Origin of the sequence: Pseudomonas karstica, assembly GCF_009707515.1 — a bacterium.
In the GTDB taxonomy this organism is placed as follows: Bacteria; Pseudomonadota; Gammaproteobacteria; order Pseudomonadales; family Pseudomonadaceae; genus Aquipseudomonas; species Aquipseudomonas karstica.
Genome location: NZ_WLYI01000033.1, coordinates 1 through 13,329, shown reverse-complemented (window position 1 = coordinate 13,329; position 13,329 = coordinate 1). Strand labels below are relative to the sequence as shown.

Sequence of the window (13,329 nt, the reverse complement as noted above, 5' to 3'; positions counted from 1 at the left end):
GGCCACTGTCGTTATAATGCCGCGCTGTTTACCGTCACAAGGACTGCTCATGCCTGCTCGGCCTTGGTTATACCTGGCGCTTCTTTCCATCGGCTATGTACTGGCACTGACCTACGGGCAACTGGGTCTGCTGGCAGCCATCTCAATCGCCCTGCTGCTGGTCGCCGGCTTTGCCGTACGTCAACAGCGAAACCCGTGGGCGCGTTACCTCGGCCATGGCCTGTTCATAGTGCTGGCCCTGGGTTTGGCGATGCATTGGCTGCCTGGTTTCTACAACGGTCGCGGTATCGACCCACAACGCTTTACCGCCGACGCCGTGCCCTTCTCGATGTACCTGAACCAGGACAAACCGCTGATCGGCTTCTGGCTGCTGCTGGCGTGCCCATGGATCGTTGCCCGTCGCTCCTTGCGCCTGTCGATCTACGCTGCAGCCATGGCGTTGACACTGACTGCCATCGCAGCTCTGGGCGGTGCGCTGCTGCTGGGGATTATCAGTTGGGCGCCAAAATGGCCGGAACAGGCGTGGCTGTGGGTGCTGAACAACCTGCTGTTGGTGACATTGGTCGAAGAAGCGCTGTTTCGGGGGTATATCCAGGGCGGGTTGAGCCGGCGCTTCAAGCCACTGCCTTATGGGGAAAACCTGGCGCTGTTGCTGGCATCGTTGCTGTTCGGCCTGGTTCATCTGGGCGCGGGCTGGCAGTGGACCTTACTGGCGACCATTGCTGGCGTCGGTTATGGCCTGGCCTATCGCTTCGGTGGCCTGGGCGCGGCGATTGCCACGCATTTCGGCTTGAATCTGCTGCACTTTGCACTGTTTACCTACCCGATGCTGGCGGGATAACCGCCGGCCTATCAAGCGATCACAATTACTGCAAAAAAAGTTAAATAAAACCCCGCAACGGTCGACAACCTGTCAAAGCCTTGCGGATTGAACAACCATGCGTAATAACCAACCCGTTACCCAGCGCGAACTCACCTTCCCCGCGCAGCAACGGTTGATCTCCACCACTGATGTCAAAGGCGTAATCACTTACTGCAACGACGCTTTTGTCGAAATCAGTGGGTTTTCCCATGACGAGTTGCTGCGCGCGCCGCACAACCTGGTTCGCCACCCGGACGTTCCTGCGGCGGTGTTCGCACACATGTGGTCCACGCTCAAACAAGGCTTGCCATGGATGGGCATCGTCAAGAACCGCTGCAAGAATGGCGATCACTATTGGGTCAACGCCTATATGACGCCGGTTTTCGATGGCAATCAGACGGTTGGCTACGAGTCGGTGCGGGTCAAGCCCACCGCCGAGCAGATCCGTCGCGCCGAGGCGCTGTACCAGCGTATCAACCAGGGCAAGTCGGCGATTCCGAGCAGTGACAAGTGGTTGCCGGTACTGCAGGACTGGCTGCCGTTTATCCTGGTCAGCCAACTGAGTTTCCTGATCAGCATTTGGCTCGACTCCCACTGGGGCTTTGCCCTGGCAGCCGCGCTGTCGGTGCCACTGGGCCTGCTGGGCTTGAGTTGGCAACAGCGCGGACTCAAGCGTCTGTTACGCCTGGCCGAGCAGACCACGTCCGACCCGTTGATCGCGCAGATGTACACCGACAGTCGCGGCGCCCAGGCGCGCCTGGAGATGTCGATCCTCAGCCAGGAGGCACGCATGAAGACGTGTCTTACGCGCTTGCAAGACACGGCTGAACACCTCAACGCCCAGGCCGTGCAGTCCAGCACCCTGGCCCATAACAGCTCCAGTGGCCTGGAGCGCCAGCGGGTGGAAACCGAACAAGTGGCCACGGCGATCAATCAGATGGCAGCTACCACCCAGGAAGTTGCCAGCCATGTGCAGCGCACGGCCGATGCCACCCAGCAAGCCAATCGCCTGACCGGGCGTGGCCGTGATATCGCCGGGGAAACCCGCGAGGCGATTCAACGCCTTTCGGTCGCCGTCGGCGAAACCGGCATGACTGTCACCCAACTGGCCAAGGACAGCAACGAAATCGGCGGCGTGGTGGATGTGATCAAGGGTATTGCCGATCAGACCAACTTGCTGGCCTTGAACGCAGCCATTGAAGCGGCCCGTGCCGGTGAGATGGGACGTGGCTTTGCGGTGGTGGCCGATGAAGTGCGACAACTGGCCCAACGCACCAGCGAGTCGACCGGGCAGATCCATGCGCTGATCGCCAAGCTGCAGCAGACTGCCAGCGCCGCCGTGCAGACCATGGACGCCGGGCATCGCCAGGCTGAAGAAGGCGTGGCACGGGTGATGGAAGCGGACCAGGCGCTGGTGGGGATCAGTGAGGCGGTGGCGCATATCACCGACATGACCGCCCAGATCGCCGCTGCTACCGAGGAGCAAAGCTCGGTGGCCGAAGAGATCAGCCGCAACATCAGCACCATTGCACAGTTGGCGGATCAGACGTCGGAACAAGCCCTGAAATCGTCGCAGTTGAGTGAGGAGCTGACCCATACGGCCAACACCCAGTATTCGCTGGTGGAACGGTTTAACCGGTAACACACCTGTAACCGCTGGCGCAGCCTGCAATCGGCTGCGCAGCAGTCGTCGGGGCCTTGAAACTGCTGAAGGGCCTGCGGCCCTTATCGCAGCCTCGTGCCTCGGCAGCTGCTACAAGGATTTCAGGAATTCAGCCACCTTCACCGCCGCCGCCTCCAAATGCTGCTCATGGGTAAACCCCGACGCCTTCAACGGCTTCAGATCATGATCCCCCGCCACCAGCCACATCACCTCGATACTTGGCGACAGCTCATAGCCCTCTACCGCCGCCCGATTCCCCAAGGCATCCCGCTCGCCTTGAACGATCAAGGTCGGCGCCTTCAATCCGGCCAGATGCTCGACCCGAGGTTTTTCCGGCTTGCCCACTGCATAAAACGGATACCCCAGGCACACCAGCCCCTCAGCGCCCAGCTCATCCGCCAGTAAACTGGCCATCCGACCGCCCATGGACTTGCCGCCAATGGCCAAACGCCCAGCGACATGACGTCGCACCTCGGTATACACCTCACGCCAGCACTCAAGCAGTTTGGACGCCGGATTGGGCGGACGCTTGCCACCGTCCAGGCGGCGCTGGGCCATGTACGCAAACTCGAAGCGCAACACGTTCACACCATGGCCGGCAAGACGTGCAGCCATGTCGTTCATAAAGCCCGAGTCCATTGGCGCGCCGGCACCATGGGCCAGAATCAGCGTCACGGGTTCATCCAGGAGTGCGCCTGACGCGGCATTCCACAACCAACCCCGCTCCCGTACACACTGCGCCCATTGATCCCCGTCAATACCGGCCTTGTGCTCTTTGCCCATGCTTACCTCGCTTTTTAGTCTGCCTATAACTCCAGCCCAAGTGTCGTATCTGCTTGGGTTGAACCGTGGATGGGGAACCATGAACACTACTTTAAGTACCGCCTATAACTACAAGGTGGTCCGCCAATTCGCCATTATGACGGTGGTGTGGGGCATCGTCGGCATGGGGCTCGGAGTTTTTCTCGCGGCCCAGTTGGTATGGCCCGAGCTCAACTTCAACCTGCCCTGGACCAGTTTCGGTCGATTGCGCCCGTTGCACACCAACGCGGTGATCTTCGCCTTTGGGGGCTGCGCCTTGTTTGCCAGCTCTTTTTACTCGGTGCAGCGGACCTGCCAGACCCGCTTATTTGCTCCCGCAATCGCCGCGTTCTGCTTCTGGGGCTGGCAGTTGGTGATTGTGCTGGCGGCGATCACCTTGCCATTGGGCTACACCAGCTCCAAGGAGTACGCCGAGCTGGAATGGCCGATCGATATCCTGATCACCATCGTATGGGTGGCCTACGCCATTGTGTTCTTTGGCACCCTGTCCAAGCGCACTACCAAGCACATCTATGTCGGGAACTGGTTCTTCGGTGGGTTTATCCTCACCGTGGCCATCCTGCATATCGTCAATAACCTGGAAATCCCGGTCAGCCTGACCAAGTCCTACTCGCTGTACGGCGGTGCGACGGATGCCATGGTGCAGTGGTGGTACGGGCACAACGCTGTAGGCTTCTTCCTCACAGCGGGCTTCCTGGGAATGATGTACTACTTCGTGCCCAAGCAGGCCGAGCGCCCGGTGTATTCCTATCGCTTGTCCATCGTGCACTTCTGGGCACTGATCACTCTGTACATCTGGGCCGGCCCTCACCACTTGCACTACACCGCGCTGCCGGACTGGGCACAGTCCCTGGGCATGGTGATGTCGCTGGTGCTGCTGGCTCCGAGTTGGGGTGGCATGATCAACGGCATGATGACCCTGTCGGGTGCCTGGCATAAGTTGCGCAGCGACCCGATCCTGCGCTTTTTAGTGGTGTCCCTGGCGTTCTACGGTATGTCGACCTTCGAGGGCCCGATGATGGCGATCAAGACGGTCAACGCCCTGTCCCACTACACCGACTGGACCATCGGCCACGTACACGCCGGCGCACTTGGCTGGGTGGCGATGATTTCCATCGGCGCGCTGTACCACATGATCCCGAAGGTCTTCGGTCGCGAGCAGATGTACAGCCTCGGCCTGATCAACGCGCACTTCTGGCTCGCCACCATCGGCACGGTGCTCTATATCGCCTCGATGTGGGTCAACGGCATCGCCCAGGGCCTGATGTGGCGTGCAGTCAACGAAGACGGCACGCTGACTTACTCCTTCGTCGAAACCCTGGTGGCCAGCCACCCAGGCTTCATCGTGCGGCTGGTGGGCGGGGCGATCTTCCTCTGCGGCATGTTCCTGATGGCTTACAACACTTGGCGCACCGTGCGTTCGGCGCAGCCTGCCGACATCACCGCTGCGACGCAAATGGCCTGAGGAGTTTGTGATGAAACACGAAACGATTGAAAAGAACGTCGGCCTGCTGATGCTGCTGATGGTACTCGCCGTAAGCATCGGCGGCCTGACGCAGATCGTCCCGCTGTTCTTCCAGGACGTCACCAACACGCCGGTGGAAGGCATGAAGCCCTATACCGCGCTGCAACTGGAAGGCCGCGACATCTATATCCGCGAAGGCTGCGTACAGTGCCACTCGCAGATGATCCGCCCCTTTCGCGCCGAGACCGAACGCTATGGCCACTACTCGGTGGCCGGTGAAAGCGTCTGGGATCACCCGTTCCTCTGGGGTTCCAAGCGTACCGGTCCGGACCTGGCCCGTGTTGGCGGTCGTTACTCCGATGACTGGCACCGCGCGCACTTGTACAACCCGCGCAACGTGGTGCCGGAATCGAAGATGCCGGCCTATCCGTGGTTGGTCACCGCCCAGGTCGACAGCAACCATACCGAGACCAAGCTCAAGGTGATGCGCACCCTTGGCGTGCCGTACATCGATGACGACATCGTCGGCGCGGTGGCAACCCTCAAGGGCAAGACCGAAATGGACGCACTGGTTTCATACCTGCAAGTGCTCGGCACTGCCATCAAGAGCAAGAGGTGAGCCATGGGATTTGAATTCGATGCTGGAACCATCCGCGGCCTCGGCACGCTGGTAGTCGCCATTGCCTTCATCGGCCTGTCGCTCTGGGTGTTCAGCACCCGGCGCAACGCGCAATTCGAGCAGGCACGCTGGCTGCCCCTTGCCGATGAACCCGCGCCTGCCGCCCCCGGCACCCCATCCGAGGCTCAAGAAGAGCCTGCAACAAGGAGCATTCGGCCATGACCCCCTTCTGGAGTACATGGATCTGTGTACTGACCCTCGGCAGCCTGGTCGGCCTGACCTGGCTGTTGGTCGGCACCCGCAAGGGCGAAACCCGCGGCAGCGTCGACCAGACCATGGGCCACGCCTTCGACGGGATCGAGGAATACGACAACCCACTGCCGCAATGGTGGTTCATGTTGTTCGCCGGCACCCTGGTATTTGCCGTCGGCTATCTGATCCTCTATCCGGGCCTGGGCAATTGGAAAGGCGTGTTGCCAGGCTATGAAGACGGCTGGAGCCAAACCAAGGAGTGGGACAAGGAAATGGCCAGGGCCGACGCCAAGTTCGGGCCGATCTTCGCCAAATTCGCGGCCATGCCCGTGGAAGAAGTCGCCAAAGACCCGCAAGCGCTGAAAATGGGTGGCCGCCTGTTTGCCTCCAACTGTGCGGTGTGCCACGGCTCGGATGCCAAGGGCGCCTACGGCTTCCCGAACCTGGCGGACAACAACTGGCGCTGGGGAGGCTCGGCACAAGCCATCAAGGCAAGCATCCTGCAGGGCCGCCATGCGGCGATGCCCGCCTGGGGTGAAGTGCTGGGCGAAGACGGCGTGAAAAACGTCGCCGCCTATGTGCGTCATGAGCTGGCCAAGCTGCCATTGCCGGCCAACAGCACAGCGGACCTGACGGCTGGCCAAGTGGCGCTCCAGACCACCTGCGTGGCCTGTCACGGGCCGGATGGCCATGGCGTCGAAGCCATGGGGGCGCCGAACCTGACCCAGCCGAGCGGCTTCATCTACGGCAGCAGCCTGGCGCAGTTGCAGCAGACGATTCGCCACGGCCGCCAGGGCCAGATGCCCGCCCAGGAAGTGCTGCAAGGCAATGACAAGGTGCACTTGCTGGCGGCCTACGTCTACAGCCTGTCGCAGGCGGAGCAGAGATAAGGGGTGAACTGCAAGTGAAGAACTCCCCCCACTCGGATCTTGCAGTGCTTTTCCGTGCAGCTTGTAGCTTGCCGCTTAAAGCGGCCCCTTTGCGACCCATTGTCGCACCCGGCTAAAGCCTGACTTTCCCCTCCCGTCATTCGGGTCTACGCTTGTTCCCACAGTGGGCTGGTTTTGGCTGGTCGACGGCTGACTTGCACTCGATGGGTTGAATATTTCTGCAGGGTGACAGGCGCAAAGGCTGGTAGTTACCGGCTGTCGTGCCACTGGCCTTCCGTCCTCCGAACAGTCTGTTTAATCACACCCAGTTACAAGTACCTTCGACTCTCCAATTTTCCTGTCCAACTCGTCAGCTTTTCATTTTGGATTTTGTCCTTACGCCAAACATGGAAAGGGCGCAGAATCTGGTTTGGAACGCATTGACGCAGGTCACCCTTGCGTTGCAATGGCACCCTGCTTTCTCCATACTTGCGACCGATTTTCACCCTATAAAAAAACCTAAACCGTGGAACCTTAGAATGAGCACAGCAATCAGTCCGACTGCTTATAACTATAAGGTAGTCCGCCAGTTCGCCATCATGACGGTGGTCTGGGGGATCCTTGGCATGGGGCTCGGTGTCTTCATCGCCTCGCAACTGGTCTGGCCGGAGTTGAACTTCGACCTGCCATGGACGACCTTTGGACGCCTGCGCCCGCTGCACACCAACCTGGTGATCTTCGCCTTCGGTGGCTGTGCATTGTTCGCCACTTCCTACTATGTCGTGCAGCGAACCTGCCAGACGCGACTGATTTCCGATGGCCTCGCCGCCTTCACCTTCTGGGGCTGGCAAGCGGTTATCGTTGGCGCCATCATCACCCTGCCAATGGGTTTCACCACCACCAAGGAATACGCGGAACTGGAATGGCCCCTTGCCATTCTTCTGGCGATCGTCTGGGTTACCTACGGCATTGTGTTCTTCGGCACCATCGTCAAGCGCAAGACCAAGCACATCTATGTGGGCAACTGGTTCTACGGTGCGTTTATCGTTGTGACCGCGATGCTGCACATCGTCAACCATGCATCCCTGCCGGTGAGCTTCTTCAAGTCTTACTCGGCTTATTCCGGTGCGACCGATGCAATGATCCAGTGGTGGTACGGCCATAACGCCGTGGGCTTCTTCCTCACCACCGGCTTCCTGGGGATGATGTACTACTTCGTGCCGAAACAGGCCGAGCGCCCGATCTACTCCTATCGCCTGTCCATCGTGCACTTCTGGGCACTGATCACTCTGTACATCTGGGCCGGCCCTCACCACCTGCACTACACCGCGTTGCCGGACTGGGCCCAGTCCCTGGGCATGGCCATGTCGATCATCCTGCTGGCGCCAAGCTGGGGCGGCATGATCAACGGCATGATGACCCTGTCGGGGGCCTGGCATAAGCTGCGCACCGACCCGATCCTGCGCTTTTTGGTGGTTTCGCTGGCGTTCTATGGCATGTCGACCTTCGAAGGCCCGATGATGGCCATCAAGACTGTCAACTCACTATCCCACTACACCGACTGGACCATCGGCCACGTACACGCCGGCGCCCTCGGTTGGGTCGCGATGATCTCCATCGGCGCGCTGTACCACATGATCCCGAAACTGTTCGGACGGGCGCAGATGCACAGCGTCAGCCTGATCAACACCCACTTCTGGCTCGCCACCATTGGTACCGTGCTGTACATCGCATCCATGTGGGTCAACGGCATCACCCAGGGCCTGATGTGGCGCGCGATCAACGATGACGGCACCCTCACCTACTCCTTCGTCGAAGCGCTGCAAGCCAGCCACCCTGGCTTCATCGTTCGTGCCATCGGTGGTGCGTTCTTTGCCAGCGGCATGCTGTTCATGGCCTACAACGTCTGGCGCACCGTGCGTGCCAGTGACCCTGCAGAAGCTGAAGCCGCCGCCAAGATTGCCGTTGTGGGAGCTCACTGATGAAGCACGAAGCAGTAGAAAAGAATATCGGCCTGCTGGCCTTCTTCATGGTCATCGCCGTGAGTATTGGCGGCTTGACCCAGATCGTTCCGCTGTTTTTCCAGGACGTGACCAACAAGCCGGTGGAAGGCATGAAGCCGCGTACGGCCCTGGAACTGGAAGGCCGTGACGTCTACATCGCCAACGGTTGTGTCGGCTGCCACTCGCAGATGATCCGTCCGTTCCGCGCCGAAACCGAACGCTACGGCCACTACTCGGTCGCCGGTGAAAGCGTCTGGGATCACCCGTTCCTGTGGGGTTCCAAGCGTACTGGTCCAGACCTGGCCCGTGTTGGCGGTCGTTACTCCGATGACTGGCAGCGCGCGCACTTGTACAACCCGCGCAACGTAGTACCCGAGTCGAAAATGCCGGCGTACCCGTTCCTTGTGGAAAACAAGCTCGACGGCAAGGACACCGCGAAGAAGATGGAAGTCTTGCGCACCCTGGGCGTGCCTTACACCGATGAAGACATCGCCGGTGCCAAGGATGCCGTGAAGGGCAAGACCGAAATGGATGCGCTGGTGGCCTACTTGCAAGGCCTGGGTACCATCATCAAAAGCAAACGGTGATCTGGATGGATATCGGGATGATTCGTGGCCTGGGCACCGTCGTGGTGATGGTGGCTTTTATCGGTCTGGCGTTGTGGGTATTCAGCCCCAAGCGCAAGTCGGAGTTTGAAGACGCAACCTTGCTGCCCTTTGCGGACGATCCCGAAGCCATCAAGCACGTCGAGCAAGCTTCTAGGAGTAACAAAGAATGACTACGTTCTGGAGTCTGTACGTCACAGTCCTCAGCCTGGGTACCATTTTCGCCCTGACCTGGCTGCTGCTGTCGACCCGCAAGGGCCAGCGAGCCGAGCAAACGGACGAAACCGTTGGTCACTCGTTCGACGGGATCGAGGAATACGACAACCCGCTGCCGAAATGGTGGTTCATGCTGTTCGTCGGCACCATCATCTTCGCCTTGGGTTACCTGGCGCTGTACCCGGGCCTGGGCAACTGGAAAGGCCTGCTACCAGGCTACGCCTACCTCGACAACGACAAGCAAACCCCGTTTGCCAACGGCCAGACCGGCTGGACCGGCGTGCATGAGTGGGAAAAGGAAATGGCCAGGTCGGACGCCAAGTTCGGGCCGATCTTCGCCAAGTTCGCATCGATGCCGATCGAAGAAGTGGCCAAGGACCCACAAGCCTTGAAGATGGGTGGCCGCCTGTTTGCCTCCAACTGCTCGGTATGCCACGGCTCCGATGCCAAGGGTGCCTACGGCTTCCCTAACCTCACCGACGCCGACTGGCGCTGGGGCGGCGAACCGGAAACCATCAAAGCCACCATCATGGGCGGCCGTCATGCGGTGATGCCGGCCTGGGCCGAAGTCATTGGCGAGCAAGGTGTAGCCGATGTCGCCGGTTTCGTCGTAAGCAACCTCGATGGCCGCAAACTGCCGGAAGGCGCCAAGGCAGACCTGGCCAACGGCGAAAAACTTTTCGCCGCCAACTGCGTGGCCTGCCACGGTCCGACCGGTAAAGGCACCCCAGCGATGGGCGCACCTGACCTGACCCACCCGGGCGCGTTCATCTACGGTTCAAGCTTCGCCCAGTTGCAGCAAACCATCCGCTACGGCCGCCAGGGCCAGATGCCTGCACAAGAGCACCTGCAAGGCAACGACAAGGTGCACTTGCTGGCGGCTTACGTTTACAGCCTGTCGCAGAAAGAGCAGGAGTAAGTTTTAAGCTGCAAGCTGCAGGAAAAAAAGCCCCGTACAGCGTAATGCTGGCGGGGCTTTTTCTTTGCGGAACCGTAAGCTACAAGCATATCGACCGCTTGTAACTTGAAGCTTGCAGCTTACAATTGCAGCGTAGTAACGTAACTACATTCAGCCCAATTCCTGGGAGGCGCCCTATGCCCATCACCACCATTTCCAGCCGTGAATTCAACCAGGACACAAGCGGTGCCAAAAAATCCGCCCGCCAGGGGCCGGTTTTCATCACGGATCGAGGCAAGCCTGCTCATGTACTGCTAAGCATTGAGGAGTACCAAAAACTCACAGGCATCAACGTCGACATCGTTGACCTGCTGGTGATGCCAGAAGCGGCGGATATCGAATTTGAAACCGAGCGTGCCGTGATTATTCATCGACCCGTGGACCTCTCTTGATGTACCTGCTCGACACCAACGTCATATCCGAACTGCGTAAGCCCCAGGCCGACAAAAATGTCGTCGCCTGGGCCAGAACCGTGGCCGCGCCCCGCATGTACATTTCGGCCATTACCTTGAAAGAGCTGGAGACCGGCGTGCTTCGAATGGAACGGCGCGATCCCGCGCAGGGGAAGGTACTGCGCACTTGGCTGAAGCGTCATGTCATGCCCGCCTTCGACGCCAGAATCCTGCCGATTGATGCCGCCGTAGCACTGCGCTGTGCCAGCCTGCATGTACCCGATCGCGCCAACGAAGGTGATGCGCTGATCGCAGCGACCGCTCTGGTTCACGGCCTGACAGTGGTCACCCGCAACATCGCCGATTTCCAAACCAGCGGCGTTGTACTGATAAACCCCTGGGATGAATGACCTGCACCCCCCGGAAAACCGTCCATACTTCACCTGTCAATTGATTCAAGTCATTTACACCATCAATTGATTTCCCCCAACGCGACCAAAGGTCGCACCCGTTCACCAGCACTACAGGCGTATCATTACGCCACTGCAATAGCCTATTTTTGACCCCGGTTGGCACGTACTGGCCGAGGCAAATCTCCACTGCCGTGGGATGCAATGATGAGTAACCAGATTCCGGTACAAGACGTTACCCCGCCTGCCAAAAATTCAAGCAACACCGTCGATCTCTACGCCTCGCGGGAGAAAATCTACACCCGTGCCTTCACCGGCCTGTTCCGCAATTTGCGAATGTTCGGCGGCGCCGGGCTGTTCCTCTTGTACTTCGGCACGGTATGGCTGAACTGGGGCGGTCATCAGGCCGTCTGGTGGAACCTGCCGGAGCGCAAATTCTTCATTTTTGGCGCGACCTTCTGGCCTCAGGATTTCATCCTGCTGTCGGGAATCCTGATCATTTCGGCGTTTGGCCTGTTCTTCATTACCGTGTACGCCGGACGGATCTGGTGCGGCTATACCTGCCCCCAGAGCGTGTGGACCTGGATCTTCATGTGGTGCGAAAAGGTCACTGAAGGTGACCGTAACCAACGCATCAAGCTGGACAAGGCGCCGATGAGCGCCAACAAGTTCCTGCGTAAACTCAGCAAGCACAGCTTGTGGCTGATCATCGGCTTTGTCACCGGCATGACCTTTGTCGGTTACTTCTCGCCAATTCGGGAACTGGTGTTCGAGTTTTTCACCGGGCAGGCCGATGGCTGGTCATATTTCTGGATCGGCTTCTTCACCCTCGCCACCTACGGCAACGCCGGCTGGCTGCGCGAACAGGTGTGCATCTATATGTGCCCCTATGCGCGTTTCCAGAGCGTGATGTTTGACAAGGACACCCTGATTGTTTCCTACGACCCACGCCGTGGTGAGGCCCGTGGCCCGCGTAAAAAAGGCATCGATTACAAAGCCCAGGGCCTGGGGGATTGCATCGATTGCACCATGTGCGTGCAGGTCTGCCCCACGGGCATCGACATCCGCGACGGCCTGCAGGTCGAATGCATCGGTTGCGCGGCCTGCATTGACGCCTGCGACAACATCATGGACAAGATGGAATACCCTCGCGGCCTGATCAGCTACACCACTGAGCACAACCTGTCGGGGCAGAAAACCCACAAGCTGCGCCCGCGCCTGATCGGCTATGCCCTGGTACTGCTGGCGATGATCAGCCTGTTGGCGACAGCGTTCTTCATGCGTTCGCTGGTAGGCTTCGACATCAGCAAGGACCGTGTGCTGTATCGCGAGAACGCCGAAGGGCGGATCGAAAACGTCTACAGCCTCAAGATCATGAACAAGGACCAACGCGACCACACCTACGTGCTGGAAGCCTCGGGGCTGCCGGACCTCAAGCTGCAAGGCAAGCGTGAAGTCAAGGTTGCCGCCGGGGAAATCTTCACCATGCCGGTAGAGCTGTCCAGCGCGCCGGAGCAATTGCCGTCCAGCACCAACGAGGTGAAATTCATCCTCAAGGATACCGATGACGACAGCGTCCACATTGAAGCCAAGAGCCGGTTCATCGGCCCACAGATTCGTTAAAAAGAGAGCAGCACAATGCCCGTAGCTACTGTCGCAAGCCCTTGGTACAAGCATCTCTGGCCCTGGATCATCATTGGTATCCTGGCCTGCTCGGTGACCTTGACGTTGACCATGGTGACCATCGCGGTGAACAATCCGGACAACCTGGTCAACGACAACTACTATGAGGCCGGCAAAGGCATCAACCGCTCGCTGGACCGTGAGCGCTTGGCCCAGACCCTGCAAATGCGTGCGACTGTCCATCTGGATGAACTGACCGGTGAAGTCGAGCTGCGCCTGAGCGGTGCCAGCGCACCCGGAAGCCTGGAACTGAACCTGATTTCACCAACCCAGCCCGAGAAAGACCGCAAGGTTGCCCTCGCTCTCAGCCAAAGCGAGCAAGGCCGCTATATCGGCCAACTGCCCGACAAGATCGAAGGCCGACGCTTCGTTGAACTGCTGGGGATACAGGATGACAAAACCTGGCGTCTGTTCGAAGAGGAAGACGTCAGCCACGGCAAGGACTTGCTACTGGGTGATGAGCCGTTGCAGGGTGCTGAAGACCTGAAAAAATAATAGCCTGCGTTATTT

Annotated in this window: 15 protein-coding genes; 14 read left to right on the top strand and 1 reads right to left on the bottom strand. The window is 59.4% G+C overall.

Going from position 1 to position 13,329, the window contains the following annotated elements; genetic code table 11:
* Nucleotides 1-49 precede the first annotated feature (49 nt).
* The gene (locus GIR22_RS21235; RefSeq protein WP_154745232.1) at nucleotides 50-841 is read left to right on the top strand and encodes a CPBP family intramembrane glutamic endopeptidase; all 792 of its coding nucleotides are present in this window, start codon (nucleotides 50-52) and stop codon (nucleotides 839-841) included.
* Between the two features lie 97 nt (nucleotides 842-938).
* Entirely contained in the window at nucleotides 939-2,504 is a 1,566-nt protein-coding gene (locus GIR22_RS21230) for a methyl-accepting chemotaxis protein (protein WP_154745231.1), read from the top strand.
* A gap of 111 nt (nucleotides 2,505-2,615) precedes the next feature.
* Here GIR22_RS21230 and GIR22_RS21225 read toward each other — a convergent pair whose 3' ends face one another.
* Nucleotides 2,616-3,308, bottom strand: a complete 693-nt coding sequence (locus GIR22_RS21225; RefSeq protein WP_154745230.1) for an alpha/beta family hydrolase — start codon at nucleotides 3,306-3,308, stop codon at nucleotides 2,616-2,618.
* A 79-nt stretch (nucleotides 3,309-3,387) separates the two neighbouring features.
* Here GIR22_RS21225 and ccoN (GIR22_RS21220) point away from each other — a divergent pair, with 79 nt between their 5' ends.
* The 12 genes from ccoN (GIR22_RS21220) (at nucleotide 3,388) to GIR22_RS21165 (ending at nucleotide 13,314) form a co-directional block, all read left to right on the top strand.
* Nucleotides 3,388-4,812, top strand: a complete 1,425-nt coding sequence (gene ccoN / locus GIR22_RS21220) for a cytochrome-c oxidase, cbb3-type subunit I (protein ID WP_154745229.1) — start codon at nucleotides 3,388-3,390, stop codon at nucleotides 4,810-4,812.
* Nucleotides 4,813-4,822: 10 nt separating this feature from the next.
* Nucleotides 4,823-5,431 (top strand): cytochrome-c oxidase, cbb3-type subunit II, encoded by a 609-nt coding sequence (gene ccoO / locus GIR22_RS21215; protein WP_154745228.1) that lies wholly within the window; start codon nucleotides 4,823-4,825, stop codon nucleotides 5,429-5,431.
* Nucleotides 5,432-5,434: 3 nt separating this feature from the next.
* On the top strand, nucleotides 5,435-5,653 hold the full coding sequence (locus GIR22_RS21210) for a cbb3-type cytochrome oxidase subunit 3 (RefSeq protein WP_154745227.1): 219 nt from the start codon (nucleotides 5,435-5,437) through the stop codon (nucleotides 5,651-5,653).
* Nucleotides 5,650-6,573: a cytochrome-c oxidase, cbb3-type subunit III gene (gene ccoP, locus GIR22_RS21205; RefSeq protein WP_154745226.1), complete on the top strand. Its 924-nt coding sequence runs from the start codon at nucleotides 5,650-5,652 to the stop codon at nucleotides 6,571-6,573. Before GIR22_RS21210 ends, ccoP (GIR22_RS21205) begins: the two co-directional genes overlap by 4 nt.
* Before the next feature lie 518 nt (nucleotides 6,574-7,091).
* On the top strand, nucleotides 7,092-8,534 hold the full coding sequence (gene ccoN, locus GIR22_RS21200) for a cytochrome-c oxidase, cbb3-type subunit I (RefSeq protein ID WP_154745225.1): 1,443 nt from the start codon (nucleotides 7,092-7,094) through the stop codon (nucleotides 8,532-8,534).
* Nucleotides 8,534-9,142 (top strand): cytochrome-c oxidase, cbb3-type subunit II, encoded by a 609-nt coding sequence (ccoO, locus tag GIR22_RS21195; protein ID WP_009042961.1) that lies wholly within the window; start codon nucleotides 8,534-8,536, stop codon nucleotides 9,140-9,142. Before ccoN (GIR22_RS21200) ends, ccoO (GIR22_RS21195) begins: the two co-directional genes overlap by 1 nt.
* Nucleotides 9,143-9,147: 5 nt before the next feature.
* Nucleotides 9,148-9,333, top strand: coding sequence for a CcoQ/FixQ family Cbb3-type cytochrome c oxidase assembly chaperone (locus tag GIR22_RS21190; RefSeq protein ID WP_003175465.1), 186 nt, complete (start codon nucleotides 9,148-9,150; stop codon nucleotides 9,331-9,333).
* Entirely contained in the window at nucleotides 9,330-10,295 is a 966-nt protein-coding gene (ccoP, locus tag GIR22_RS21185; RefSeq protein WP_154745224.1) for a cytochrome-c oxidase, cbb3-type subunit III, read from the top strand. Before GIR22_RS21190 ends, ccoP (GIR22_RS21185) begins: the two co-directional genes overlap by 4 nt.
* 176 nt (nucleotides 10,296-10,471) lie before the next feature.
* Nucleotides 10,472-10,726 (top strand): type II toxin-antitoxin system Phd/YefM family antitoxin, encoded by a 255-nt coding sequence (locus tag GIR22_RS21180; RefSeq protein ID WP_154745223.1) that lies wholly within the window; start codon nucleotides 10,472-10,474, stop codon nucleotides 10,724-10,726.
* Nucleotides 10,726-11,136, top strand: a complete 411-nt coding sequence (locus tag GIR22_RS21175) for a type II toxin-antitoxin system VapC family toxin (RefSeq protein WP_154745222.1) — start codon at nucleotides 10,726-10,728, stop codon at nucleotides 11,134-11,136. Before GIR22_RS21180 ends, GIR22_RS21175 begins: the two co-directional genes overlap by 1 nt.
* A 207-nt stretch (nucleotides 11,137-11,343) precedes the next feature.
* Nucleotides 11,344-12,759, top strand: coding sequence for a cytochrome c oxidase accessory protein CcoG (gene ccoG / locus GIR22_RS21170; RefSeq protein ID WP_154745221.1), 1,416 nt, complete (start codon nucleotides 11,344-11,346; stop codon nucleotides 12,757-12,759).
* Nucleotides 12,760-12,774: 15 nt separating this feature from the next.
* On the top strand, nucleotides 12,775-13,314 hold the full coding sequence (locus GIR22_RS21165; protein ID WP_154745220.1) for a FixH family protein: 540 nt from the start codon (nucleotides 12,775-12,777) through the stop codon (nucleotides 13,312-13,314).
* Nucleotides 13,315-13,329: the final 15 nt, after the last annotated feature.